At 61.8% G+C, this 24,873-nt stretch carries 26 protein-coding genes and 1 tRNA gene; 12 read left to right on the top strand and 15 right to left on the bottom strand.

Annotation, left to right across the window (positions count from 1 at the left end; translation table 11 throughout):
- Positions 1–52 precede the first annotated feature (52 nt).
- The 4 genes from pepN to ACWF6P_RS09055 all read right to left on the bottom strand — a co-directional run bounded on the left by pepN (position 53) and on the right by ACWF6P_RS09055 (position 4,827).
- Positions 53–2,536 (bottom strand): aminopeptidase N, encoded by a 2,484-nt coding sequence (gene pepN / locus ACWF6P_RS09070; protein WP_452620817.1) that lies wholly within the window; start codon positions 2,534–2,536, stop codon positions 53–55.
- 48 nt (positions 2,537–2,584) lie between these two features.
- Positions 2,585–3,385, bottom strand: a complete 801-nt coding sequence (thiD, locus tag ACWF6P_RS09065) for a bifunctional hydroxymethylpyrimidine kinase/phosphomethylpyrimidine kinase (protein ID WP_003946192.1) — start codon at positions 3,383–3,385, stop codon at positions 2,585–2,587.
- 93 nt (positions 3,386–3,478) lie between these two features.
- Complete coding sequence (locus ACWF6P_RS09060) at positions 3,479–4,072, bottom strand: class F sortase (RefSeq protein ID WP_452620816.1); 594 nt, start codon at positions 4,070–4,072, stop codon at positions 3,479–3,481.
- Positions 4,073–4,089: 17 nt separating this feature from the next.
- The gene (locus ACWF6P_RS09055; RefSeq protein WP_452620815.1) at positions 4,090–4,827 is read right to left on the bottom strand and encodes a hypothetical protein; all 738 of its coding nucleotides are present in this window, start codon (positions 4,825–4,827) and stop codon (positions 4,090–4,092) included.
- A 342-nt stretch (positions 4,828–5,169) separates the two neighbouring features.
- On the opposite strand from ACWF6P_RS09055, the gene ACWF6P_RS09050 reads away from it, so the two are divergent.
- Positions 5,170–5,613, top strand: coding sequence for a DUF7144 family membrane protein (locus tag ACWF6P_RS09050; protein ID WP_452620814.1), 444 nt, complete (start codon positions 5,170–5,172; stop codon positions 5,611–5,613).
- Between the two features lie 21 nt (positions 5,614–5,634).
- Complete coding sequence (locus ACWF6P_RS09045) at positions 5,635–6,456, top strand: class II glutamine amidotransferase (protein WP_452620813.1); 822 nt, start codon at positions 5,635–5,637, stop codon at positions 6,454–6,456.
- A gap of 85 nt (positions 6,457–6,541) precedes the next feature.
- On the opposite strand, the gene ACWF6P_RS09040 is transcribed toward ACWF6P_RS09045, so the two are convergent.
- Positions 6,542–7,099: a QsdR family transcriptional regulator gene (locus ACWF6P_RS09040; RefSeq protein ID WP_378532852.1), complete on the bottom strand. Its 558-nt coding sequence runs from the start codon at positions 7,097–7,099 to the stop codon at positions 6,542–6,544.
- 275 nt (positions 7,100–7,374) lie between these two features.
- Here ACWF6P_RS09040 and ACWF6P_RS09035 point away from each other — a divergent pair, with 275 nt between their 5' ends.
- The 8 genes from ACWF6P_RS09035 to ACWF6P_RS09000 all read left to right on the top strand — a co-directional run bounded on the left by ACWF6P_RS09035 (position 7,375) and on the right by ACWF6P_RS09000 (position 15,008).
- Positions 7,375–8,286 (top strand): ABC transporter ATP-binding protein, encoded by a 912-nt coding sequence (locus tag ACWF6P_RS09035; protein WP_452620812.1) that lies wholly within the window; start codon positions 7,375–7,377, stop codon positions 8,284–8,286.
- The gene (locus tag ACWF6P_RS09030) at positions 8,286–9,260 is read left to right on the top strand and encodes an oligopeptide/dipeptide ABC transporter ATP-binding protein (RefSeq protein ID WP_452620811.1); all 975 of its coding nucleotides are present in this window, start codon (positions 8,286–8,288) and stop codon (positions 9,258–9,260) included. The genes ACWF6P_RS09035 and ACWF6P_RS09030 overlap by 1 nt, the downstream gene beginning before the upstream one ends.
- A gap of 130 nt (positions 9,261–9,390) precedes the next feature.
- Positions 9,391–10,923 (top strand): ABC transporter substrate-binding protein, encoded by a 1,533-nt coding sequence (locus ACWF6P_RS09025; protein WP_452620810.1) that lies wholly within the window; start codon positions 9,391–9,393, stop codon positions 10,921–10,923.
- Between the two features lie 98 nt (positions 10,924–11,021).
- A complete protein-coding gene (locus tag ACWF6P_RS09020) occupies positions 11,022–11,966 on the top strand; it encodes an ABC transporter permease (protein ID WP_452620809.1) in 945 nt (314 codons plus the stop codon).
- Positions 11,963–12,823: an ABC transporter permease gene (locus ACWF6P_RS09015; RefSeq protein ID WP_452620808.1), complete on the top strand. Its 861-nt coding sequence runs from the start codon at positions 11,963–11,965 to the stop codon at positions 12,821–12,823. Before ACWF6P_RS09020 ends, ACWF6P_RS09015 begins: the two co-directional genes overlap by 4 nt.
- A 65-nt stretch (positions 12,824–12,888) precedes the next feature.
- Entirely contained in the window at positions 12,889–13,773 is an 885-nt protein-coding gene (locus tag ACWF6P_RS09010) for an SCO6745 family protein (protein ID WP_452620807.1), read from the top strand.
- A gap of 177 nt (positions 13,774–13,950) precedes the next feature.
- Positions 13,951–14,631, top strand: a complete 681-nt coding sequence (locus tag ACWF6P_RS09005; protein ID WP_452620806.1) for a hypothetical protein — start codon at positions 13,951–13,953, stop codon at positions 14,629–14,631.
- Between the two features lie 35 nt (positions 14,632–14,666).
- On the top strand, positions 14,667–15,008 hold the full coding sequence (locus tag ACWF6P_RS09000; protein ID WP_452620805.1) for a hypothetical protein: 342 nt from the start codon (positions 14,667–14,669) through the stop codon (positions 15,006–15,008).
- Here the strand turns inward: ACWF6P_RS09000 and ACWF6P_RS08995 are convergent, their stop codons facing one another.
- Positions 15,009–15,464 (bottom strand): hypothetical protein, encoded by a 456-nt coding sequence (locus tag ACWF6P_RS08995; protein WP_452620804.1) that lies wholly within the window; start codon positions 15,462–15,464, stop codon positions 15,009–15,011.
- 337 nt (positions 15,465–15,801) lie between these two features.
- Between ACWF6P_RS08995 and ACWF6P_RS08990 the strand changes: the two genes are divergently transcribed.
- Positions 15,802–16,218 carry a hypothetical protein gene (locus tag ACWF6P_RS08990; RefSeq protein WP_452620803.1) on the top strand — a complete coding sequence of 139 codons (417 nt, stop codon included), beginning with the start codon at positions 15,802–15,804 and terminating at the stop codon, positions 16,216–16,218.
- 324 nt (positions 16,219–16,542) lie between these two features.
- Positions 16,543–16,704, top strand: coding sequence for a hypothetical protein (locus ACWF6P_RS08985; protein WP_452620802.1), 162 nt, complete (start codon positions 16,543–16,545; stop codon positions 16,702–16,704).
- A 62-nt stretch (positions 16,705–16,766) separates the two neighbouring features.
- Here the strand turns inward: ACWF6P_RS08985 and ACWF6P_RS08980 are convergent.
- The 9 genes from ACWF6P_RS08980 to ACWF6P_RS08940 all read right to left on the bottom strand — a co-directional run bounded on the left by ACWF6P_RS08980 (position 16,767) and on the right by ACWF6P_RS08940 (position 24,869).
- Positions 16,767–16,840, bottom strand: a tRNA-Pro gene (locus ACWF6P_RS08980).
- A 102-nt stretch (positions 16,841–16,942) separates the two neighbouring features.
- Positions 16,943–18,370 (bottom strand): ribosome biogenesis GTPase Der, encoded by a 1,428-nt coding sequence (gene der / locus ACWF6P_RS08975; RefSeq protein WP_452620801.1) that lies wholly within the window; start codon positions 18,368–18,370, stop codon positions 16,943–16,945.
- A complete protein-coding gene (cmk, locus tag ACWF6P_RS08970) occupies positions 18,367–19,047 on the bottom strand; it encodes a (d)CMP kinase (RefSeq protein ID WP_452620996.1) in 681 nt (226 codons plus the stop codon). The genes der and cmk overlap by 4 nt, the downstream gene beginning before the upstream one ends.
- An 11-nt stretch (positions 19,048–19,058) precedes the next feature.
- On the bottom strand, positions 19,059–20,480 hold the full coding sequence (locus tag ACWF6P_RS08965) for a pseudouridine synthase (RefSeq protein ID WP_452620800.1): 1,422 nt from the start codon (positions 20,478–20,480) through the stop codon (positions 19,059–19,061).
- Positions 20,481–20,557: 77 nt separating this feature from the next.
- Complete coding sequence (scpB, locus tag ACWF6P_RS08960) at positions 20,558–21,286, bottom strand: SMC-Scp complex subunit ScpB (protein WP_452620799.1); 729 nt, start codon at positions 21,284–21,286, stop codon at positions 20,558–20,560.
- On the bottom strand, positions 21,283–22,104 hold the full coding sequence (locus ACWF6P_RS08955) for a segregation and condensation protein A (RefSeq protein WP_452620995.1): 822 nt from the start codon (positions 22,102–22,104) through the stop codon (positions 21,283–21,285). The genes scpB and ACWF6P_RS08955 overlap by 4 nt, the downstream gene beginning before the upstream one ends.
- Before the next feature lie 50 nt (positions 22,105–22,154).
- Entirely contained in the window at positions 22,155–23,168 is a 1,014-nt protein-coding gene (locus tag ACWF6P_RS08950; protein ID WP_452620798.1) for a ParA family protein, read from the bottom strand.
- Between the two features lie 143 nt (positions 23,169–23,311).
- Positions 23,312–24,235, bottom strand: coding sequence for a site-specific tyrosine recombinase XerD (gene xerD, locus ACWF6P_RS08945; RefSeq protein ID WP_230817918.1), 924 nt, complete (start codon positions 24,233–24,235; stop codon positions 23,312–23,314).
- 1 nt (position 24,236) lies between these two features.
- A complete protein-coding gene (locus ACWF6P_RS08940; RefSeq protein WP_452620797.1) occupies positions 24,237–24,869 on the bottom strand; it encodes an NUDIX domain-containing protein in 633 nt (210 codons plus the stop codon).
- Positions 24,870–24,873: the final 4 nt, after the last annotated feature.

The following is a 24,873-nucleotide window of genomic DNA, read 5'->3' as shown; positions in this document are numbered from 1 at the left end:
GCAGCCCTGCCTAGACAATATCCAAGAACAGGACATTTCGGAGCTGATGGCCTCAGATCACCGCGTTCGACGCCTGTGCACGCAGATCCCGGGCCAGGTGATCTCGCCGCTCGAGAACAAGCCTCCGCAGCGACGCGGGCGCCTCCGCATTGGCCTGGATCCAGGAATCGACTGCAGCGGTGTCTTCAGCTGCCGGAAAGAGTCCGTTCACCAACCGTCGCGCAATCTCGATGCTGCGTTCGGACCACCACTTCCCCAGAGACGAGAAGTATTCGTCCGCGTATCCCTCGATCAATGACGCGTCCGTGCCCGAACGGAATCCGGCAATCGTCGCATCCAGGCGGTCGTTGGAGAGTGAGCCATCAGTGGTCGCCGACGCCCAGGCAGCCGCCTTGGTCGCGGCATCGGGAATTGACGCCACAGCGCGGACGTACGCAGTTCGACCCGCCGACGTGCTGTCCTTGCTCAGCTCACCGTCGAAGTCGCTCACACTCGCATGGCCGGTCGCGGACAGGGCGATCCACAATGCCCACCGCAGATCAGGATCGAGAGCCAGTCCGACCGGTCCCGGGCAGGTGCCGTCGAGTATCGACCGCAACTCGTCGGCGCGAGCATCGTTGACCGCTGCAGCGGCCGACAGAGCCCGTGCCCATGCCAGCTGTCTTCCGGACTCCGGTTCGGCTTCGAACACCGCCTTCCAGGTCGTTTCCAACCAGCCTGCACTTACATTGGGCCGCAAGCTTTTCGGAACGTAGTGAAGAACCGCGTAGTGGGCATCGGTCAGGATCGAGCTGAGAATCGCAAGATCTGTCTCCGCGGGAGCGAATCGTTCCACCATGTCGAGGTACCGGAACACCGAGAGCTGCGCATCACGCACCGAGTTCCACAGCGACGACCAGATCACCCCGCGCGCAAGCGGATCGCTCACGCGGTCCAGGGATGACTCGACCGTGGACAGAGATTCCGCGTCCAATCGCACCTTCGCGTAAGTGAGGTCTTCGTCGTTGAGCAGTGTGAGCGCTCCAGGCGGAAGGTGGACCGACGTCCGGGATTCGGTGATGTCGAGTTCGACGCGTTCGGTGCGAACAAGATCTCCGGACTCGTTGTAGTCGTAGATTCCGACTGCGAGCCGATGCGGCCGCGGGTCCGTCTGGACCACATCGGTTCCGTCGAGCGACAGCGTGGACACCCCGGTGGTCTGCAACCAGATTCGGGCCCATTCACGCACATCGCGTCCGGAAGTCTCCGCGAGCACGTCGAGCAGATCGACCAGCGTGGTGTTCCCGTACGCGTGAGCCTTGAAGTACCGGCGTGCCGCTTCGAAGAACGCGTCACGCCCGACGAACGCCACAAGTTGTTTGAGGACACTGGCACCCTTGGCATAGGTGATTCCGTCGAAGTTCAGCTTCGCGGCTTCGAGATCGACGATGTCGGCGACGATGGGGTGCGTGGTCGGCAGCTGATCTTGGAGGTACGCCCACGCCTTCCGCTTGATGGCAAATGCTACCCAGGCATCGGTGAAGCGAGTGGCTTCGGCGCTGACCAGCGATCCCATGAAATCGGCGAAAGATTCCTTGAGCCACAGGTCATCCCACCAGACCATGGTCACGAGATCGCCGAACCACATGTGCGCCATTTCGTGCAGGATCGTGTTCGCGCGACGCTGATGCTGCTCGTCGGTTGCGGTGCCGCGGAACACATACGCCTCGGTGAAGGTCACCAGTCCCGGGTTCTCCATCGCACCGAGGTTGTACTCGGGGACAAAGATCTGGTCGTACTTACCGAACGGATACGGATAATCGAAGTGCTCGGCGTAGAAGTCCAGCCCCTGACGGGTGATGTCGAAAACGTTGTCTGCATCGAGATGAGGAGCCAACGACGCCCGGCACAAAGCGCCCAACTCGACAGTGAGTTCGCCGCGACTCCACGACGAGGCCACGCGGTGATACGGCCCGGCCGCGATCGCGGTGATGTAAGTCGAGATCGGCAGCGTCGGGGCGAAAGTGACGCGTTGCGCACCGTCGACGGAGAGAGTCTGTGTCGCGGGCTGATTCGACAGGACTTCCCAGCCGTCAGGTGCTGTCACCTCGAACGTGAAGGGCGCCTTGAGGTCCGGCTGCTCGAAGCAGGCGAAAACACGTCTGGCGTCGGCGGGCTCGTACTGCGTGTACAGGTACGTCTGATCGTCGGCGTCGTCGACAAATCGGTGCAGCCCCTCACCGGAACGGCTGTAGAGGCCATGAGCTGCCACCCGCACGACGTTCGATCCGCCGAGTCCGCGCAGCACAATCCGGGATCCGTCGTACTCCACCGGAATCGACGCACCGTCGACGTCCACGGAATCGACTGCAGCACCGATGAAATCGAGCCACGTGGAATCCTCCGAGGACGTCAGATCAATTGTCGTGACCGTCGAATAGGTCGTCGCGGCGCGGTCCACCGCCGATCGCAGATCCAACTCCACCCGGTAACCGGTGACGGTGATGGTTCGAGATCGTTCGGCGACTTCGCTTCGATTCAGGTTCGCAGTACTCACGCACTCGATCCTGCCAGGCCGCGCGCGGCGATGTGCGCCGCGCTGCGCCTATCCCTTGAACGCGCCTTGCCAGACGGTGTCGAACGGCGTGTGCGCCGAGACGCGGCCTTCGATGCCCGCCGTCACGAACTTCTTGGCCAGAGCGACGGCTTCTCCCACGTCGGCGCCCTTTGCCAGCTCCGCGGTCACTGCGGCGGCCAGCGTGCAACCGGCGCCGGAGACGCGCTCTTCGCCGACCTTGGGGGCGGAGAGAACAGTCACGTCGGTCCCGTCGAACAACACGTCGACAGCGTCGCCACCGGCAAGTTCGACGCCGCCCTTTGCGAGCACGTACTTGGGCCCGAGGTCATGGATACGACGTGCGGCCTCGATGAGATCGTCGACGCTCTCGATGCTGTCCATTCCGGCGAGGGTGCGTGCCTCGAACAGGTTGGGCGTGACGACGGTGGCGAGCGGCAGGATCGAATCACGAAGTGCCGTATCGGTATCGAGTGCCGCACCGGGCTCCTGGCCCTTGCAGATCAGGACCGGGTCGAGGACGACGTGGCGCCAGGACTGCCGACGCAATCCCTCTGCCACAACCTCGATGGTGGCGGGCGTGCCCAACATGCCGATCTTGACGACGTCCAGATCGTGAGCCGCAGTGGCAGCCTCGATCTGATCAGCGATCACATCAGGAGCGATCGGCACGAAGCGATGACCCCAGTTGTTCTTGGGATCGAAGGAGACGATGCACGTGGTGGTTGCCACACCGTAGACGTCCAAAGCCTGGAACGTCTTCAGGTCGACCTGCAGGCCGGCACCGCCAGTCGCTTCGGACCCAGCGATGACATAGGCGAGGTCAACCACAGCACAATCTCCTTCTTCGGACTTTCGAAACGTGCGTGGATGGCCACGAACGCGGGGCCCAGTTTATCAACCGTCCCTACGTCGAGTTTTCGCCTATGCGGCCACCGGGGTCCCCCACGCGACGTCGTTGTCCTCGTACCCGAACGGCGGACCGACGAATTCGCCACCACAGGTGATCAGAGCGATGGTTTCGGGTCCGTCGAGGCTGTTCAATCGCTCGACCGGCAGCTCGCCGTCCTTGCCGTAGTGATCGACTGCATCGATGCGGTAGTTCCAGACCTGTCCCCCGCCGCCCGTCACGGTCACGATCGAGCCGATGTCCAAGGTGGAGAACTTCTTCCCGAAACCGTCGCCTTGATAGATGTCGTTGATGTGGCCGGTGATCACCACGGTGCCCGCGCCGGAGCCGGGAAAGGCCGAGTCCGCCCACCACCCGATCTCGCTGACGTCCTCGGGCGGAACGAGCGCGCCATCCGTCGTCGTTTTGATCGGCAGAATGTCAGCGGTGCTCTCGCCTATGCGCAGGGTGGTCGGGACATCCGGACTGTCGACTGCGGCGAGAACTGCCGGCGGCAAATCTTCCTGGCCGGTCGCGAGGACTCGAGTCGGCGAGTTCCCGTCGTCGGAACATCCGCCGACCAGGAACATCGTTGCCACTGCCGCAGCGACCCATGTCCGACGGATCACAGATCCGTGTGTCGCTGTCACGGACGAGAAGTCGGGCCGGACGGGACCTGGGAAATCGGAACGCGGTTTCCGACGTCGCGACCGGGAAGCGCGCCGCCGTTGTCCCCGACGCCCCCGCCGGAACCGTTGTCGCCGTCACCACCGCCGTTCCCGCCGCCGCCATTCCCGCCACCGCCTGGGCCTGGGCCGGGACCGGGACATTCACCTCCCGGATCGGTAGTGTCGCCGCTCAAAACAATCTTGACCGCAGAGAGGTTGACTGTCCGATTCTGGGCTACCTGGCCCGGAGTGGCGACATCGAAGGTGAGCTTGGCACGTACAGGGATGACCGAACCGTCGTCAGCGTCGGTGACCGTTGATCCTGACCGGCCGAGATCTTGGGTCAACGTCATTCTGGAGATCAAATCCTGATCTCCGGTCAAGCCGGCGCCGTCGATCCGAAGCGTGCCTCGGACGGGGCTTCCGTGGGCTCTGATCGTCACCGACGCGCGAAACTCGAGGATGTCTCCGGGCACGGTTCGCCATGCCTCGATCGAGTTGATTTTCGTTCCCGGTGAACCAGTCGAGATGTCATACCAACCGTCGATCACGGCCGGATCGAGTGACATCGAATTCTCGTTGATTTCCGAGTTGCACGCGCGGGCGAGCGCGACGGGGGCAGCCGATCCCACAGCGGGGAGTGCTGTCGACACAACGGTCGCCAAGACGAAGGCCGTCGCGGTGATGCCCGCGGTACGCCTGCCGAAGATCGTCATTCTCTCGCTACTCTTTTCCGCGGACCGTAGCTTCCGGTCAATTCAGTCAAAATACCAGTACAGCTGGACAAATAGGTCGAATTCCGTGCCGAATTCTTGTTGTTTTCTGTGAACTTCGGTTACGAGCAATTCCTCCGCACACGCGTTCCGGCAAGGGATACATCGCATCCACAGGTGCCAGAAGTTACATTTCGCCCGCACATCGGAGCAGAACGCACTGATTTCTCACCGCATTGGACAGGTATTTCCGTTTCATAGCGGTCAGCCGGTGGAACAACGATCACTACAACGAGCGTGCCGGGCACGTGTCCGGTCGCCCCCACCGAATCAAGGGAAACCGTCATGTCGGATACAACGTCAGTCAAGCAGGGTTTCGCGGTAGGAACATCGATCGGGGCAGCCGTCATCTTGGTGACGGTCGGCATCGTGCAGTTCTTCCAGGGACTCGCTGCAGTCGCCGAAAACGAAGTGTTCGTAGTCGGTATCGACTACGTCTATCAGTTCGACCTGACGACGTGGGGTTGGATCCATCTCGTGTTGGGCGCGCTCGTCGCTCTCGTCGGGCTCGCACTGTTCACCGGAGCGGCCTGGGCACGGGTGTCGGCCGTCGTGATCTGCGCGATCTCGATCATCGCGAACTTCTTGTGGCTGCCGCACTACCCCTGGTGGTCGACTCTCATCATCGCGCTGAACATCGTCGTGATCTGGGCGGTGTCGACATGGAAGCCCAGCCATTCGACAAACGCCACGGCGCACGCATCGTCAACGCCGACTCGATCAGCTTGAGTTGAAAGTATGTGTAGGTGGATGGCGTATTCGGGAGAACCGATACTCGCCCATGACCTGCTGTTCAGGCCACAGCACTCGCTGATCGACCAGAGCCTGCATTCTCAACTCGGGGCCACGACGACAAACGGCGACGGCTTCGGAATCGGCTGGTACGGGGAAGGCCCACAACCGGCAGTGTTCAAGAGCATCGAACCCGCGTGGAACGACTCGAACCTGCGCGAGGTCACCTCCCAATTGCGTACCCCTCTGCTGTTCGCCCACATCCGTGCCTCGACGGGAACTGCAGTGCAGCGCAGCAACTGCCACCCGTTCCGGCACCGGCGGTGGTTGTGGATGCACAACGGTTCACTACACGGATTCCACGACATGAAACGGGAATTGGTGACTGCCATTGATCCGTCGCTCTTTCCGGATCTCGAAGGATCGACGGACTCGGAAACTCTGTTCTTCCTCGCGCTGACGTTCGGCCTGAGCGACGATCCATTCGAAGGTGTCGCGAGGGCCGTCGGATTCGTCGAGCACACGGCTCGCTCTCAGGGAATCGACAATCCGGTTCAGATGACCGTCGCCACGTCGGATGGCATCTCCACCTGGATCTTTCGCTATTCCAGCGAGCACCAGTCGAGGTCGTTGTTCTTCTCCACCGAGATTTCCACGCTGCGCAAGCTCCATCCAGAGGTGGAAGCACTGCACCATCTGAGCGAGGAGACCCGAATCGTCGTCTCCGAGCCTCTGCGCGACCTTCCTGGCGCCTGGAACGAGGTTCCCGAATCCGCCGCAGGCGTCATCCGGCCCGGACGGGACGAGATGCGGAACTTTGTGCCGATCCCACCAGCCTGATTGGGTCATACAATCAGGCATAGCTATGAAATAGCTTGCATTCGAAGCGCTTTCACGAATACTGAGAAAACGGAAACTCGGCACACTAGTCACGCGAGAGGATGAGCCGGAACGCCAAGCGAGCCTTCTCCGTATCCGGAGTGCCACCGGTGAGCAAATCGTTGTAGATGAACGACTCACCCACGCGAACCAGCAGATATGCCATGTCCTCGACGGGCAGGTCGGGCCGAATCTGCTCTGGTATTTCAGCTTCGATCAGCCTTCGCACGGATTCGACCATCGTGCCCTGAATCGGCCCCAGTCCAGTTGTGAGTATGCACAACGCCTTTTGCGGTTCGCGAGTCAAATACGTCCGGAAGAATTCGGTCTCGATTGTCGCCCGTGCATGGTAAGTGAGGACGTCGACAACCCTTGACGCTCCGCTTCCACTGCACTCCTCGAGGCCCATCCGCCATGTTCGGCGCGCCAGCGAATCGAGCACGTCACCGGTAATTGTGTCGCGATTCCCTGCACGCCGGAACAACGTGGTCCGATCCACCCCCAACTCGGTAGCCAAAGCGTTCACATCGAGCGGTTTTCCGGCTGCGAACTGTCGGCGGGCAGCACTCAACGCTTCCGCGCGGATGTCACGTGTCTCGGCCATGGAGTGAATGTATCGCTGACGACGTGCTGGTCGGTAGCCGGAGACGATCAGCCGGCGCCATCGACGGCAATCGTTGCAACATTCATTGACTTTGTTGCAGGTGAGTGTTTATGGTTCCCCGGTACGTGATTCCAGTCACAACAGTTCAGTTGTTTACGGAGGAATGCGATGAACGATCACACGTGGACGACCCGACGATGAGCCCACTTCTGCAAGTACGAGACCTCACGATTGACATTGGGACAGAATCGATTTCGAACAGACTCCTCGACCGAGTGAGCTTCGAGTTGGGGTCGGGCGAAATCACCGGCCTCGTAGGCGAGAGCGGGAGCGGAAAGACACTGACCGGACTCGCTCTGCTCGGTCTCTTGCCCCGTACGGCAACAACCAGCGGAAGCATCCGTTTCGAAGGACAGGAACTTGTGGGTCTGCCCGCCGCCGAGTTGAGGAAAATACGCGGTCGCGACGTCAGTATGGTCTTCCAGGACCCGAGTTCGGCTCTCAATCCCTCCGTCAGCATCGGTCGCCAGATCGTCGATGTGTTGAAGGCCCACCGCGACATCACGAAAGTCGATGCGGAGGACGTGGCTACAGATCTTCTCCACCAGGTCGGTCTGGCCGACCCGCGCAGAACCTTGAAGTCGTACGGGTACGAGCTTTCCGGCGGGATGTGTCAGCGGGTGATGATCGCGATGGCCCTGGCATGCGGTCCGAAGTTGTTGATCGCGGACGAACCGACAACAGCGCTCGACGTCACCATCCAAGCTCAGATCGTCGATCTCCTTCGAGAACTGGCAGAACAGCGCGATCTTGCCGTGTTGTTGATCAGTCACGACCTCGCGGTTGTCGCCGAGGTCGCGGATCGAGTCATCACCATGTTTCGCGGCGAGATCGTCGACGTCGCGCCGCGAGACGTGCTGCTTCGCCAGCCCGCGCATCCCTACACGTTCAGCCTTCTCGAGGCCGCACGCTCGACATTCGAAGAAATCTCCTCCCAATCACCCAAGGCGCGAGGCGATTTCACGACCAAAGCCCTTGCTGACAGCGTCGGGTGCCGATACGTCGCCCGGTGCAACTACTCCGAGGAGCTCTGCATATCCGATCATCCACTTCTGATCGGGTCATCAGAATCGGCAACAAGATGTCACCGCAGTTCCGACCTCGAGTTGCTCGGACTGGTGAGCTGATGAGCAACACCGACATCATCGTCGATGTTCGGAATCTGGCCGTCGAGTATGGAAGAGGCCGCAAAACTCTTCGAGCAGTCGATGACGTCAGCTTCTCGGTGCAGAGGGGTGAAACCCTTGCAATCATCGGCGAATCAGGGTCAGGAAAGTCGTCGACAGCTCACGCCCTCGCGGGTCTGGTGGCTATGGCCGCAGGCTCCATCACGATGAATCTCGACGACCCGGCGTTCGGGAAGGGCGGATCTTCCCATCTCATTTTTCAAAACCCTACGTCGGCCTTGAACAATCGGATGACCTCATGGGCTTGCGTAGCCGAGCCGATGGTGCCAGGGCGTCTGCGCATCCCACAGTCCTTGCGGCCGAAAGCCGTCGAGCTGTTGCGTCGGGTCGGTCTCGGCGCTGAGCTTGCCGACCGCCTCCCGACCCAGCTCTCCGGCGGCCAACGCCAACGCGTGACCATCGCTCGTGCACTTGCCTCCAAGGCGCCACTGATTCTCTGCGACGAACCTGTTGCCTCCCTCGATGTTTCGCTTCAGGAAGAGGTGCTGCAACTTCTTGCCGATCTCCGAGAAGAACATGACCTCACGTACATCTTCATTTCGCACGATTTGGGTTCGGTGGCACGGATCGCCGATCGCGTCGCGGTGATGTACCTCGGCCGAATCGTCGAGATCGGACCGGTTGCCACGGTCCTGAGGACTCCATCGCACCCCTACACGCAGGCACTTCTCGCCGCGGCCCCGCACATCGAACTCGAGCGGCGCAGTCGTCGGAAAGCATTGGTGCGGGGCGAGTTACCCGACCCACGGAATCCACCCTCGGGCTGTCGATTCCGCACACGCTGCCCGTTTGCGATGGATCGCTGTGCGTCGGAAGCGCCGTCACTTCGCGCGGCCTCGAATTCCGCACACAGCTCCGCCTGCCATCTATCGTCCCCGGCCACATCGACCGGAATCTCCAACCCGCCGGGGTAAATGCGTGCCGCGTCAGTCTCCCCATTCCGAGAAGACCAAAGCGAAAGTCCACCATATGAATCGACGTCTGTCTTTGCGATCCCGATATCCGATCACACGCTTCCAGAATCATGGGAAAAGTGACCCACGTGTGCTGGTAGCTGCGTTCGCACTTTCTGCTCTCGTGCTCAGCGGCTGTTCGAGTAGCGCCACCGGTACCGCCGGCAGTACCGGACCTGCCGATCCGAATGCCGAACTCAAGGTCGCGACATCGCACGTTCCAGCTTCACTCGACCCGTGTGCGGGAAACATCGGATACGACATCGACTACTTACAGTTGATGTATGCACCTCTGATCGATGCTGAACCTGCCACCCAGAAACTGCGGCCCGGAATCGCCAGCGAGTGGGGTTTCTCCGGACCGGACAACCTCACGTTCAAGATGACGTTGCAGAACGGCTTGACCTTTCACGACGGTACAACTCTCGATGCAGCAGCAGTCAAGGCAAGCATGGAACACTGCTTGAGTCTCGGAATCGTTTCCGTCCCGACGATCAAGAGCATCGAAGCAACGTCCCCAGATCACATCACGATCTCGTTGAGTTCACCTACCTCCGGCTTACCAGGGTGGCTCAACGGCAGATTGGGAATGGTGGTCTCCCCCACTGCGCTGGCAGCAGCAGGGGCAGACTTCGCCAACAAGCCTGTAGGCGCAGGGCCGTACACATTCACCAGCGCAGTCCCGAACAGTTCATACACATTCAGTCGATTCGACGACTACAAACCGGCGGGTCCACCCAGCCCTCAGCTCGCCAAGATCCAGATCCAGGTGATCTCCAATCCCACAGCGCTGACAAATGCCCTGACATCGAACGCTGCGGATTTTGCATACGGGCTCACACCGTCGAGTGCTCCGATCCTCGAACGCAACCCCAACCTGAAGGTCAGTCACGACCCGAGACTCGGAGTTGCGCTCGTCGTGATCAACAACAAGAACCCCGTGGTTAACGACGTCCGGGTTCGTCTGGCGATGCAGTATGCGCTCGACCGCAAGGCAATTGCGCGAGCTGCACTGGACAGCGCGGAAGGTACTGCGGCCTTCGGTCAGTATCCTCCCGGTTCGCAGTTCTACGACGAGCAAACCGAAGATGCATGGCCATACGACCCGGAGAAGGCCAAATCGCTGCTAGCGGAGGCGGGGTATCCGAACGGGGTCACCGTGCGCGGACTAGCAGGCAACCTACCGCCGTACTCGACCAACGCGGTCCTTGTCGGAGAACAATGGGAGAAGGTCGGCATCAAGGTCGACTTCGTCGAAATGAGTGGACCTCAGGCGATTACGGAGTTCGTCGCACACAACAGCGCGGACGTCTTCAGCGTGGGATGGCCCACGCGAGCATCCGCACCGCTCAATTTCGAAGCCTCTCTGGGTTCGCGATCGTACTTCCGGCAGAATTCCGTCCCCAACGAGGAGTTGGAGAAGCTGATCGCACTGCTGAACAACACGTATGACGAAACCGCTCAGCTCGACATCGTCAAACAGATCAATCAAGTCGTGATCAAGTCCGCTGAGTACGTACCGTTGTACTTCACTCCCGACGTGGTCGCGTACACGAAGAACGTCCACGGGGCCGTTCCTGCTCTGAACGGATCCCCCAATCTCACATACCTCTCGAAGTCATGACAGCGACCGTCGTATCACACGAGAATTCGGTGATGCCCGAGCCTGAGAGCGTTCCGACTCGAAACTCTCACCGATCGCCCGTCAATCCATATATACGGATGATCGCCGTCCGGTTCGCGCAAATCATTCCGACCGCGGTTATCGCCAGTTTCATAACCTTTGCCCTTATCCGGATAATCCCCGGTGGACCAGCCGAGGCCCTTCTCGGTCCGAACGGCAGCGATGAAGCGATCGCGGCACTCAACGAGCGCCTCGGATTGAATCAACCTCTGCTGGTCCAGTACTGGAACTGGGTGGTGTCGGCTCTGCACGGAGATCTGGGAACGTCGCTACAGAACAGCGCCCCCGTCGGCCCACAGATCCTTGCGCGCCTGCCGGCGAGCGCCGAGCTCGTTGTACTCGCACTGTTACTCTCCGCCGTCGTCGCCATACCGCTCGGTGTGTGGACCGCGACGCGAATGGGCCGACGCAGCGATGGCCTGACCCGCACGGTTTCAGGGATCGGACTCGCGGTGCCGGACTTCTTCCTCGCTATCGTGCTGGTCGATGTCTTTGCCCTCGGCTTGGGAGTTCTACCGGTGCTCGGCTGGGTTCCTCCGGGCGACGGTGTGATCGACAATCTGAGCCATCTCGTCCTACCTGCAACGGCACTCGCTGCCGGCGCAGCATCGATTGCGGTTCGGCAGACCAGGGCCGCGATGATCGAGACGCTGTCCGGCGACTACGTGCGAACCGCGCGTGCGATGGGTATCGACGAGCGGAAGATCGTGTGGCGCTATGCGTTACGAAACATCGTTCCCACCATTGTCACAGTCTATGGATTGCTCGGCGTGGCGATGCTGGGTGCGACGGTCATCCTCGAGCAAATCTTCGTGCTACCGGGCCTCGGCAGCGCTTTGGTCATCGCGATCGACACGCGAGATTATCCGATGCTTCAAGGCATCGTGTTGCTGTTCGTCGTGATCGTGCTTCTCGTGAACATCCTGGTCGACGTCGTCAACAACATGATCAGCCCGCAATTGAGAAAGGGAACGATCTCGTGAGCCAACTCGTAGTGACCACTGCAGGCGAATCTCGTTCCAAGCGGCCTCGTTACCGACTGACGCCCGGATTATGGCTCAGCTACTGCTTTCTCGGAATACTGATCGCGGCGTCCGCCTTGGCCTCGTTCGTGGCTCCGTACAGTCCGACCGATCAGAACCTGACCAACACGTTCGCCGGGCCAAGTGCCCAGCACCTGCTGGGCACTGACGGTTTCGGCCGCGACGTGCTCAGTCGGCTCATCTGGGGAGGACGCTCCGCCTTCTTCGGCGTTGCGATTGCGGTCGCTGTCAGCCTGCTGTTGGGAATTCCATGGGGACTGATCGCCGGATACTGGCCACGCTGGATCGGTGCGTCGCTCCTCCGGGTGGCAGACGCACTACTGGCATTCCCCGGTTTGGTTCTTGCAGTGGCAATTACGGGCGTTCTGGGGCCGAGCCTGATTACGTCGATGTCTGCCCTCGGAGTCGTCTACGCACCCACGATTGCAAGAATTCTGGCTGCCGGGGTCAGCGAGACGAGGAACCGAGACTTCGTCCTGAGCGCGCGACTCTCGGGATGTCCGCCGCACGTAGTGCTTTTGCGTCATCTCCTACCGCACGCGATCGGACCGGTTGTCGTTCAGGTGACTGTGCTCACCGGTCTGACCTTTCTCGCGCAGGCCGCCCTCTCGTTCCTCGGGTTGGGTATACAGCCGCCCACTCCGAGTTGGGGCGGTGACTTATCCGATGCGTACCTGCACATCTTGAGCGCCCCACAACAGATTCTCCCCTCCGGCATTCTGATTTCGCTGGTCGTCCTGGCCGTCTACCGAGTGGGTGATGCCGTCCGAGATCGCATGTATGTCAAAGGGAGATAGCTTACGAAGATCCCGCACCCAGTCCGACTTCTCGACCACCACACCACCCGCATGAAGGAATACCGATGACCTTGATCGCACCAGAAACTGCGCGCCGCGTCTTCCGTGGAGCCGAACCGATACACGGCATGATCTACTTCACTCCATTCGGCGCGGAAGCCTATGCTGCGCTGGGCTTTACGCATCCTCGAATGGGGTACTTCGCTTCGCGGTCCGCACCCATGGGTGCAGTAGCGGCAGAAGTCACCATCGCTACCTTCTTCAACTTCAACCCCGAACTGGTACACGCGGTCCTGCCGAATGCCTGGACGATCGCCACCCCCGAACAGATCTTGGCCGCTCGACTCGACGCTGTCGACCGTTCGCTGCGCAAGGCATGGGGAGAACATGTCGACGGCGCCGAGGTTCGAGAAGCCGCCGAACTCGCACGTCGAGCAGCGGAGCGCGCATGCAACAGACCGCAAGGTCGGCCGCTGTTCGGTGGACACGCATCCCTACCGTGGCCAGAAGAGCCCCATCTCGTGTTGTGGCATGCCCAATCCTTGCTCCGGGAATATCGCGGTGATTCTCATGTCGCCCTACTTCACACCGAAGGGCTCAACGGTGTCGAAGCGCTGGTAGTTCACGCCGGAACCGGTGATGTTCCTGCTGCTGCTCTGCAAATGAGCCGGGCATGGGACAACGATCAGTGGGCGGAAGGCGTCGAAAGTGTGCGGGCGCGTGGATGGCTCGAAGACGGCCCCGAGCTTCACCTGAACGAGGTGGGTCGCGATCGCCGGCAGAGGGTTGAGCATCAGACCGATGTGCTGGGGTCGTACCCGTACGAGGCGATCGGAGAGACCGGATGCAGTCGACTGATCGAAATCTCGGAACGTCTCTCCGGTGAAGTGATCGATGCAGATCTCGGATTTCCGGCAGCACTGGCAGCACGTCGCCGATTGCGTGCGTGACAGCAGGTCGTGAGTGTCGGACGTGGGCTGGTGATGATACGACGAGGGTGTCACCACCAGCCCCTTCACACGATTGTCGCCGAAGTCGGCTGCGCCCCGAATCTGCACAGTGAGAAGGCATCCGGATGAGACTGCCGTTGTGCCGAATTCCCGCTCCGTTTAGGTGATGATGGCTTGATGTGGAAACAGGCTCTCGGGTTTGCTTTGTTCGGGGCGGCCGTTGCCTTGGTCGCCGCGTCGCTGACACAGGGGTCTTCACAGGCATCGGCCACGATCACCCTCTTTTCGGGTGGCACGACAATCTCGGGCTTCGCGGGTGAACAGCAATGGAACTGGCCGATAGAGGCTGCGGTGATCGGCGCCGTTCTGGGCGCGCTGACCGGGTTCGTGCTCCGCCTCGCGGGCGTGCGAATCTCCGGAGGCCAGGACAATCGAATGGTCCGAACTGTGGTGGCAGGCCTCGCAGGCGTCACGCTTGGGCTGACGCCCCTGTTGGTCTTGATCGGCATGGCATTCACCGGGTCGGTTGATATCGGATGGTCCCCGCTCCTGGTCTATGCCGTAAGCGGTCTCCTGGCTTATGGCATTTCGGTCGCCGCCGTGTTCGGAGTCCTTCGCGCTGCCGGGGATCGACTTACTGTTCGCACGACGCGAGCGGTCGCGGCGATGCTTCCGGTAGGGGCGTTGGCGGCGACTGCTGCGGGTGTCGGTACTGCGTGGAAGCTGGGCTTCTCCACCGCCGCTCCCACCTGGATTGCAGTCGTACTGCTGGTGGTGCTCGTATTGGCCGTGACGTTCGTTGCGGCCCGGGCGTGGGCACTGCGGATGCAGGCTCGTGACTTTCCAGAAGTGGCATAGGCGGTGGAACGATTGATTCCGACGGGCGCATCGAGATGAGGGGCGAGCGAATCTTCGCGGGACTCGTCGTCGGCTTTCTGCTCGGGCTGTTCGGCTATCTGCCGTTGGTACTCCTGTGGCAACACTTCGCAGATGTCCCGCAGCCGCAGCTTTATCTGAACCGTTCGTTCACGTCGTTCGGCCCCAACCCGCCACCGCTCACCTACTGGATAAGTTGGGCGGCGCCTGCCGCCGTGTTCGTCATTCTCGGACTTATGACTATTCCCAGCCGCACCGGCAGGCAATTCGCGTTGCCATTGGTGCTCGCGTTCCTTTCTGTCGCGGCAATGGTGGCGTGGTTCTGGATCTCGATGGAACTGTTCTTCAGCCCCGACTGATCACTCACTCGATCGCGTATTGCGAAGCCCGCCGCGAGCACGCGCAGTGGCGCCCTTGTTCTGCAAGGCGATCCCCTGATGCACCGCAGCAAGTACCAATGCCAGCACTGCCGCAGGGAGACTCCCCACCATCGACAGCAGAGACGGCATACCAGAGCTGAAAGCGGTAAAGAAACCCACCACTGCAGCACAAAGCATTGTCGCCGAGACGATCCAGGAAACGAATGGTCGCGGGATCACGGCTGGAATGACGCACAGGGCCACCGGTAAGGCGAGCACCAAGAAGAGTTCGCGTCCGAAATAGTCATGAATCGAGCGGTAACAATCAGCAGAGCTGAGCGGGCCGAGGCCTATTTCGCAATCGGTGATCTCATACAGCGGCCACTGTGCCGTCGCGGATCCCAGAATTCCGGTGGCAACCGCCAATACAACCCACGCGATCCGAATCCCCGTCATACGAAGAGATCATGCCAGTAACGAACATTGCGGTCCGGAGCAGAAAGCGATTACAACCCGAAAGAAGCGGAGATTACCTCTCGCGGTGGGACCGTTCCCAACGCGAGCGGCACAACATGTTCGGCGTGCTCAACTCCCGTGTTGGATATTGAGTCTGATCAGGACACTCCGCGTCGTCGACAACTATTGGGAGACAGCACCTTCTCTGAGCGCGGGCATATCCGTCGCTGTACTCGGAGCAGTCAACGGTCTGCCTAGTTTGGTTATCACCGTGATGCACAACCAAAGCGTGCAGCGGGCTTGAGGTTTGCGACGCGGTTTGTGGGAAGGTGCTTGTATGGCGACACAACGGCAGCCCCAGTCGATCACCCCGGCTTGGAAGGTATTCACGGCCATCGGATTTGCAGCTGTTCTCGGCGGCGCTGTGACGTACATCCGCGACGGGTCCGATGGGGCCACGGTAGGCGGGATAGTCATGCTCGCGATTGGGGTACCGCTCACTGTCTGGTCCGTCCTGCGAATGCTGCGTGAGAATCGAGGACATCGCCTTCATTGGTGGAGAACGCCGCCAGTCAACCCGAGAAACGTCGATCTATCTCGTGCTGTCGGCATTACGACCACGATCTTCGGTGCAATGACACTCTGGCTGAGCACAGCAGATTCGGCGCCGTGGTGGTTGGCAGCAGTCTTTGCCGCAATTCTGATCGCGCTATTCGAAGCAACAGTGGCCATCCACAACATTCGTCTGAATTGACGGGTTCAGGGAGCAAAATCGCCAAACGGCGGATAAGCGCCCTAGAAATACTCAGTTTTTCGGCCAGTCGACACTACGAACTTAGCAAGCTCTTGTGCTCGTGCTGCTAACCTTCCGCCCATGCCGGCTTCTGCGGATGTTCGCGAGCGCCTTCGGTCTCACTTGGATCCAGATGACGAGATCCGGTACGTATTTCCAGCGGACGTTCTGATGAGCGCGAAACCGAGTGTGATTGTCGTGGTGAGCCGAAAGGCGATCACCGTATTCTCGACGAGCTTTCGGTCCAGAAAAGTGCCGAGTTCGATCCTCACCCAGTTTCCGAGAATGACCGTTCTCGGACCGGTCGATACTGCGTCCACGCCGCACTTCACTGCGGCGGGCACAACGTACGAGATCGACGAAGAATATGTTGCAGTCGTGAACGCTGCCGACGCGGAGATCACGTCACCGCGGGACTTCCCGCGCGATCCGTTGCCGAACCTCTGAAGGCACAAACAAAAAAGGCAGTTTCTCATTTCTGAGAAACTGCCTTTTTGATCTAACTTCGGTCGGGCTGACAGGATTTGAACCTGCGACCACTTGACCCCCAGTCAAGTGCGCTACCAAGCTGCGCCACAGCCCGTCCCACGCCCTTGTTTCGGGCGCTTGGAAAGATTACATCAGGGACGGGCCGAAGTACCAATCGGCTGGTCAGAGCCGTTTCAGTACCGAATTGGACGCAGAATCAGCGGCCCTTGCGGTCACGCTTCTCGCGCACTCGGACGGATACGCGGATCGGGCTGCCGTCGAAGTTGAACTCTTCACGCAGACGCCGCTCGATGAAGCGGCGGTAGCCGGCCTCGAGGAAGCCCGTGGTGAAGAGAACGAATGTCGGCGGGCGCGTGCTTGCCTGCGTCGCGAACATGATGCGCGGCAGGCGACCACCACGCATCGGCGGCGGCGTGGCCGCCACAACTTCCTTGAGCCAGGTGTTCAGGCGACCCGTGGGGATGCGCTTGTCCCAGGACTCGAGAGCCGTGTCGAGCGCCGGCACGAGCTTCGCCACGGCGCGACCGGTGTGGGCGGAGATGTTGACTCGCTGAGCCCACGGAACGCGGACCAGATCGCGGTCCACTTCCTTGTCCAGCATGAGTCGACGGTCCTCGTCCACGAGGTCCCACTTGTTGAATGCGATCACCAGTGCGCGACCGGTGTCGGCCACCATGCTCAGAACACGCAGGTCCTGCTCGGTGATCGGCTCGTGTGCGTCGATGAGCAGGATCGCGACCTCAGCGGCCTCGATCGCGCTCTTCGTACGCAGCGACGCGTAGAACTCGGCACCGCTGGCATGGCTGACGCGCTTACGCAGACCAGCTGTGTCGACGAAACGCCAAGGGCGCCCGCCGAGTTCGACGATGGAGTCGACGGGATCGACGGTGGTGCCGGCAACATTGTGCACGACGGACCGCTCGTCACCGGACAGCTTGTTGAGCAAGCTGGACTTTCCGACATTCGGCTTTCCGACGAGAGCAACACGACGCGGACCGCCGCCGGGGATACCTTCACGCGGGGTTTCCGGCAGCTTCTCGAGAACCTCGTCGAGCAGGTCGCCGGTGCCGCGGCCGTGCGTCGCACTCACGGAGTACGGCTGACCGAGGCCCAAGGACCACAGCGCTGCAACCTCGGACTCGGTGCGTCCGTCGTCCACCTTGTTGGCAACGAGGATGACCGGAGTCTTCGAGCGGCGAAGCACCCGAGCCACAGCTTCGTCCGTCGCCGTAGCGCCGACTACGGCGTCGACGACCAGGAGAATGGCGTCAGCCGTTCCCATGGCCAACTCGGCCTGCCGGGCAACGGCCTGCTGAAGACCCTTTGCGTCGGGCTCCCATCCGCCGGTGTCCTGGACGAGGAAACGTCGTCCGGCCCAGTTCGCCTCGTACGAGACACGGTCACGGGTAACGCCGGGGATGTCCTCGACTACCGCTTCACGACGGCCGATGATGCGGTTGACGAGCGTCGACTTGCCGACGTTCGGTCGACCGACAACAGCCAAGGTCGGGACGGCAATGTGCGCTTCGCCTTCGCCGTCCGCTTCGAGATCGGCAAAATCCCACTCCGATTCCTCGGACCAAGTTCCGTCACCGGCATATTCGGTTACCAGATCGTCGCTCACTGCACTGCTCCAGTTCTGTCGCTGACCACCAACAGCAACTTGGCGATCACATCTTCAATTCCCAATTCGCTCGTATCCACCAGAATGGAATCCTCGGCAGGGCGCAACGGCGACACTGCCCGAGTCGAATCGAGATGGTCACGGCGCTGCACATCAGCCAGCACCGCTTCGTAATTGTCTTCGCGGCCTTGGCCGATGTTCTGCGTATTGCGCCGTGCCGCACGGGTTTCCGCCGATGCGGTCAAGAAGATCTTGACGTCTGCATCGGGGAGTACGACGGTTCCGATGTCGCGACCTTCCACGACGATCCGGTCTGCGCTTGCCGCCAACTCACGCTGAGTGGCGACCAGCAGGTCGCGAACCTCGGGTACGGCCGACACTGCGGAGACAGCCTTGGTTACCGCGTCGCCGCGGATCTCCTCGCTGACGTCCGTGCCGTCGAGATGCACCTGCTCGCTGCTCGGATCGGTACCGATGGACCACGGCAACGCCGCAACGGCGGCCGTGATCGCGGCGGAATCCGCCAGATCGATTCCCTGACGCAGCACGTGCAGGGTCGCGATCCGGTAGATGGCTCCGGTGTCGAGGTAGCGAGCACCCAAACGCTGCGCCAACGCGCGAGAGACGCTGGACTTGCCGGTTCCGGACGGTCCGTCCATTGCGACTACCAGCGGCATGGACGAATCGGTCACAGGCCTACCGCCTCGTACAGTCCACCGACCTCGCTACGTCCGAGGACGCGCTGCGTTCCCGGACGCTGATCGCCGAGAGCGACAACTCCGACGTTGGTGCGAACCAGACGGACAACGGGGTGACCAACGGCATCGAGGAGACGACGCACGATGTGCTTGCGACCTTCGTGCAGAACGAGCTTGACGAGCGTCTTGCCCTCGTTGATCTCGAGCACGGTGAACGCGTCCACCTTGGCCGGACCGTCGTCGAGGGTGACACCGTCGCGCAACTGCTTGCCGGTGCTGCGCTCGACAACGCCGTGAACCGTGGCGAGGTACGTCTTCGGAACCTCGAACGACGGGTGCATCAGGCGGTGAGCCAGATCGCCGTCGTTGGTGAAGAGGAGCAAGCCTTCGGTGTCGGCGTCGAGACGGCCGACGTGGAAGAGTCGCTGACCCGACTGAACGCGCTCGGAGACGATGTCACCGACGCACGGACGACCGAGATCGTCGGACATGGTGCACTGCCAGCCACGCGGCTTGTTCATCGCGAGGTAGACGAGATCCTTCTGCACGACGACACGGACGCCGTCGACACGAACCACTGCGTTCTCAGGGTCGACACGCAACCCCTGCTCGACAACGATGCGGCCGTCGACCTCGACGCGACCCTGGTCGATCAGCTCTTCAGCTGCACGACGTGATGCCACGCCGGCCTGAGCCAGCACCTTCTGCAAGCGGACGCCGTCGCCCTTCGGCGGGCCGTCGTGCTTGGTGATCTCGGCATGCTGGTGACGCGCCGGCTTGGCGTTGGAGACCAACGGGTTCTGAGAGACGACGCGCTGCGGCTTCTCGGTCTTCGGCTTGCCACGCTTGTTGGTTGCCGCCGGTGTCGGGGCTGCCGGACGCTTGCGCGGAGGTCCGTCGAATTTGGATCCGCGAGGAGCGTTTGCCCAGGCAGTGCCGCGAGGAGCCTCGGGGCGTGCGCCGCGCTGATCGTCACTACGACGGTCATCGCCGCCACGCGGTGCGCGACGAGCGTCGACGTGGGGGGTACGACGGTCGTCGCTGCGCGGTCCGCGGCGGTCGTCAGTGCGGGGTCCGCGGCGGTCGTCGTTGTAACCACCACGACGGTCGTCTGTGCGTGCGGGGCGACGGTCGTCACTGCGCGGCGGGCGACGGTCGTCACTGCGCGGCGGGCGACGGTCATCATTGAATCCGCCGCGACGGTCGTCCGTGCGGGGACGGTCGGCTCCGGAACTGCGGTCGTATCCGGAGGTACTGCGGGAAGTGTTGCTGCGTCCACCACGGGGCGCTTCGCTGCGTGCGCCGCGGGGTGCGTCGCTGCGACCGCCACGGGGGGCATCGCTGCGTGCGCCGCGGTTGTCGCGGGAGTTGTTACGGTCCGGTGTGCCATCTCGGCGAGCGGGATTGTTCACTTTTTTCCTGTCAGTTTTCTACTGTTTCCCGAGCGTGGTCGGGTCTTTCTCGGTGCTGACGAGCGCCGGAGTTCCGGTCAGTCGTCGACTTCGGTGTCCACTACGTCAGCGGGCACGTCTGCCTTGTTCATTCTCGCAAATCGCGGATCGGATTCCAGGCTTTCGCTGATGTCGTCGATGAGATCGACATCAGGCAAGAGCGGGGCCAACTCCGGGAGCTCGCTCAGCGAGGCCAGGCCGAGCCGTTCGAGGAACAGTTCGGTCGTGGAGTACCGTGTCGCGTTGGTGTCCGGGTCCGGCCCGGCTTCCGCGATCAGTCCGCGGGCAAGGAGGGTGCGTACCACCCCGTCCACGTTGACGCCTCGTACCGCACTGATCCGCGCACGAGTCAACGGTTGACGGTATGCGACTACGGCCAAAGTTTCCAATGCCGCCCGGGTCAATTTGGTGCGTGCGCCGTCCAATAGCAGCTTTTCCACATACGGGGCAAACTCTTGTCGCGTGTACAGACGCCATCCGTCGCCCGCGTAGCGAAGGTCCATTCCGCTGCCGCGAGCGGTCAATGCGGCCGACATCAACGTCAGGCGTTGTTCGACGCGCTCCGGTGCGGTACCGGTGACAGATGCGAGTTGGTTCACTTCGGCCGGTGAATCCACGACGAGCAGAAGCGACTCCAGCACTGCGTCGAGTTGATCGTCGTCGAGATCGAAATCGGGGGCAGAATCTTCGGAATCCGCAGCGTCGTCAGTGGGCTCGATCATCTCGTCTAGCTGCGAAGATTCCGATTCCGTCGGCTCGGCGTTCATCCGTAGTCCTCCTCTGTGACTGGCGCGGTCGGGTCGTCTCCGGTCCAACTCACCATCAGCGGTCCGAGGGCTTCGGGTTGCTCGAACACGATCACCCGCCGCCGATACAGCTCGAGCAACGCGAGAAACCTTGCGACTATCTCGACGGTGATCTCACACTCGGCAACAAGGTCCCCGAAGGGTGTCCACTCCCCCATGCCTCGCTCGCGCAGCAACTCGAGAATTCGCTCGGCCTGCTCGGGTATCGAGATATTGGACACATGGAGGTGATCGAGGCCCACTGTCGGCACCGGACGCGGTGTGAACACCGTCGCCGCGATCTCCGCAAAACGCTGAGGATCGACGCCCAACAACACCTCGGGCAGGAGTTCGGTGAACTGATCCTCGACGGCAACCGAACGCGGATAGCGCCGCAGTGCGGCTTCCTCCAACTCACCGAACAGCGCCGCAACTTGCTTGTAGGCCCGGTACTGCAACAGTCGCGCGAAGAGGAGGTCGCGGGCTTCGAGAAGCGCTAGATCCTCGGCGTCCTCGACCTGCCCGGCGGGCAACAGCCTGGCGGCTTTCAGGTCCAGAAGCGTGGCCGCGACGACCAGAAACTCTGTCGTCTGATCGAGGCCCATCGCACTGCCGAGTTCCTTGGTGTACGCGATGAAATCATCCGTGACGGTGTGCAGGGCGACTTCGGTGACATCGAGCTGCCGTTGATTGATCAGGTTCAACAGCAGATCGAACGGGCCTTCGAAGTTCCGGAGAGTGACTCGGAAACCGGCGGCCTTGGCTGCGGTCTGAGCGTCGGTCGGCACGTTCGGGTCGATCGAATCCGGCTCGACTTCGACCGAATCTTCTTGCGATGCAATCAGTTCCACTAACGACCAGACCGGTGAATGACCTCGCGGGCCAAAGCTCGATATGCCTCGGCCCCAGCCGATTTCGGCGCCCAAGTCGTGATCGGCTCACCGGCCACGCTGGTTTCGGGGAATCGAACGGTGCGGTTGATCACCGTGTCGTAGACGACGTCGCCGAACACCTCGACGACGCGCGCCATCACCTCACGAGCGTGCAGGGTCCGAGCGTCGAACATCGTGACGACGATACCGGCCAACTCCAGCTTCGAATTGAGACGGTCGTGCACCTTTTCGACGGTGTCGTTGAGGAGTGCCAGTCCGCGCAGGCTGAAGTACTCGCATTCCATCGGAATGATGACCGAATCGGCGCAGGCCAGCGCATTCACGGTGAGCAGGCCAAGCGACGGCTGGCAGTCGATGAGCACGTAGTCGTACCGATCGAGAACAGGGTGCAACACGCGCCCCAAAGTCTGCTCACGCCCGACCTCGGTGACCAATTGGATCTCGGCGGCCGAAAGGTCGATGTTGCTGGGGAGCAGGTCGAGGCCGTCTACCCGAGTGCGCATCAACACATCGTCGATGGACACACGCGGTTCGACCAGAAGGTTATGGACGGTCAGTTCCAGGTCGTGATGCTGAACGCCCAGTCCGGCAGACAACGCGCCTTGGGGATCGAGATCTACCAGGAGCACTCGACGACCGTATTCGGCCAACGATGCACCCAGGTTGATGGTCGACGTCGTCTTGCCGACGCCGCCCTTCTGGTTGCACATCGCGATGATCATCGCGGGGCCGTGGTGCGCCAACGGTGTCGGTTGCGGCACCTCGCGGACCGGTCGGCCCGTCGGGCCGAGTTCTTCCGCGGAAACGGTAAGGGTTTCCGCAGGTGGAGAGGCTACTGGCGTCGTATCTATTTCGAACATCGCCTCTGGTTCGGAGGGTACAGCTGGTGCTGATTCGTTCACGCGCTCGAAGAGTTGGGCATTGACATGCGGCGGCGCGGACTCCGCCGCTGGTGGCTGCGATGTCGACACGGTCCGATGCTCCCCTACTCTTTCGGCGGTTGCTCTCGGCGCCGGCAAACCCCCGAAACTGCGGTGGAGGCCGCTCGCGCTCCTTGAACGCTACCGCTTACATCACCGAATGGTCTCGCAGACACGCATGAGCCAACCAACCCCTAACGGGCACGCGGGTGTGCCTGAGCCCACACTTCGCGCAACGCGGTGACGGTGACCAGTGTGTAGATCTGCGTCGTGGTTACCGAAGCGTGGCCAAGGAGTTCCTGCACGACACGTACGTCCGCGCCGCCGTCCAGCAGGTGTGTGGCAAACGAGTGCCTGAGCGTATGGGGCGAGACGTCCGCCTTGATTCCGGCAGACGCCGCCGCATCCTGAAGAATCTGCCACGCGCTTTGACGCGAAAGGCGGCCCCCACGAGCGTTGAGAAACAGGGCGGGAACACCGCGCGTCGCCAGGCTGGGGCGCCCACGGACGAGATACGCGTCTACGGCGGCGATCGCAGGCCTGCCGACGGGGACGATCCGTTGCTTTCCGCCCTTGCCTTTGAGGAGCACGGAACGGGTTTCGGTATCGATGTCGTCGACGTCCAGATCGATCGCTTCGGTGATTCGCGCTCCGGTCGAGTACAGGAGCTCGAGCAGAGCGCGATCGCGCAGGTCGCGGGGCCCGTCACCGGCCGCACCGCCACCCGAAGCGTCGAGGAGGGCGATCACGTCGTCGAGAGGAAGGGCCTTGGGCAGCTTGCGCCCGGGCGTCGGCGGCTTGACCGTTCGGGCCACGTCAACGCTGACCAGACCCTCGGCGGCGGAGAACTTGTGGAATCCGCGAACCGCGATCAGGGTGCGTGCTGCCGAACTGGCCGCCAACGGTACGACGCCGGCCTCGGAGTCACCGAGCCGCAGATGTGTCACGAATTCGGTGACGTCGTTTTCCGTCACGCCCGCGACGTCGTCGATGCCGCGTCCGTTCAGGTACTCCGCGTACCGATTCAGGTCACGGCGATACGAAAGTAGAGTGTTGCGCGCCGATCCTCGCTCGACCGCTAGATGGTCGAGATACGAGTCCACCTGTCGGGCAAGCACTTCAGGCTCGCGACTTGCGTTCTCCGAATGCGCGAGGACGATCGGGCCACGGTGCGTCGGCGGGGCGCAACGGCTTTCCCGTCGCGCGTGCGGTGGCGATCGCGAGAATGCCCGATACCGCTGTGGCATTGACGATGTCGCCACGTAGCGCCATGTCGACGGCGTCGGCGAGCGGAACCCGCGAAATCTCGAGATCGGCTTCTTCGTGTTCGGGATCGTCGCGCTTCACCTCGTGCAGCCCCTCGGCGAGGAAGACGCGAACCGCCTCGTCCGTGAACCCGGGTGAGAGAGCGACATCGACCAGTACCGACCATCGATCGGCGCCGAGTCCGGTTTCTTCGCCCAGCTCGCGCGCTGCCGCCTCGACCGGGCTCTCCCCCGCAGCGTCGAGCAGACCGGCGGGGATCTCCCACAACCGGTGCCCGAGCGGGTGACGGTACTGGTGAATCAGCACCAGGTTGTCGTGCTCGTCCAGTGCCACGACGGCAACGGCGCCGTGGTGTTCGACGACTTCCCGATCGGCACGCTGACCACCAGGCATCGCAACGGTGTCGACGCGCAACGCGATGATCGCGCCGGTGTAGACCGTCTTGGAGCCGAGGGTGTCGAATTCGTGCCGACCGGGATCGCTCATGTGT

The sequence above is a fragment of the Rhodococcus sp. NPDC055024 genome, assembly GCF_053608585.1.
The sequence above is the reverse complement of the archived record's forward strand: the minus strand, read 5'-3'. Positions and strand labels throughout refer to the sequence as shown.

What these genes read in the sequence shown, in the direction of transcription:
- ACWF6P_RS09045 (WP_452620813.1), top strand. Translation starts at nt 5,635, where the DNA reads ATGGCGTATTCGGGAGAACCGATACTCGCCCATGACCTGCTGTTCAGG.
- ACWF6P_RS09020 (WP_452620809.1), top strand. Translation starts at nt 11,022, where the DNA reads ATGATCGCCGTCCGGTTCGCGCAAATCATTCCGACCGCGGTTATCGCC.
- ACWF6P_RS08940 (WP_452620797.1), bottom strand. Translation starts at nt 24,869, where the DNA reads ATGAGCGATCCCGGTCGGCACGAATTCGACACCCTCGGCTCCAAGACG.
- cmk (WP_452620996.1), bottom strand. Translation starts at nt 19,047, where the DNA reads ATGCCGCTGGTAGTCGCAATGGACGGACCGTCCGGAACCGGCAAGTCC.
- ACWF6P_RS08990 (WP_452620803.1), top strand. Translation starts at nt 15,802, where the DNA reads ATGGCGACACAACGGCAGCCCCAGTCGATCACCCCGGCTTGGAAGGTA.
- ACWF6P_RS08985 (WP_452620802.1), top strand. Translation starts at nt 16,543, where the DNA reads ATGACCGTTCTCGGACCGGTCGATACTGCGTCCACGCCGCACTTCACT.
- scpB (WP_452620799.1), bottom strand. Translation starts at nt 21,286, where the DNA reads ATGAACGCCGAGCCGACGGAATCGGAATCTTCGCAGCTAGACGAGATG.
- ACWF6P_RS09030 (WP_452620811.1), top strand. Translation starts at nt 8,286, where the DNA reads ATGAGCAACACCGACATCATCGTCGATGTTCGGAATCTGGCCGTCGAG.
- ACWF6P_RS09050 (WP_452620814.1), top strand. Translation starts at nt 5,170, where the DNA reads ATGTCGGATACAACGTCAGTCAAGCAGGGTTTCGCGGTAGGAACATCG.
- ACWF6P_RS09040 (WP_378532852.1), bottom strand. Translation starts at nt 7,099, where the DNA reads ATGGCCGAGACACGTGACATCCGCGCGGAAGCGTTGAGTGCTGCCCGC.
- ACWF6P_RS09005 (WP_452620806.1), top strand. Translation starts at nt 13,951, where the DNA reads ATGTGGAAACAGGCTCTCGGGTTTGCTTTGTTCGGGGCGGCCGTTGCC.
- ACWF6P_RS08995 (WP_452620804.1), bottom strand. Translation starts at nt 15,464, where the DNA reads ATGACGGGGATTCGGATCGCGTGGGTTGTATTGGCGGTTGCCACCGGA.
- ACWF6P_RS09000 (WP_452620805.1), top strand. Translation starts at nt 14,667, where the DNA reads ATGAGGGGCGAGCGAATCTTCGCGGGACTCGTCGTCGGCTTTCTGCTC.
- ACWF6P_RS09010 (WP_452620807.1), top strand. Translation starts at nt 12,889, where the DNA reads ATGACCTTGATCGCACCAGAAACTGCGCGCCGCGTCTTCCGTGGAGCC.
- ACWF6P_RS09055 (WP_452620815.1), bottom strand. Translation starts at nt 4,827, where the DNA reads ATGACGATCTTCGGCAGGCGTACCGCGGGCATCACCGCGACGGCCTTC.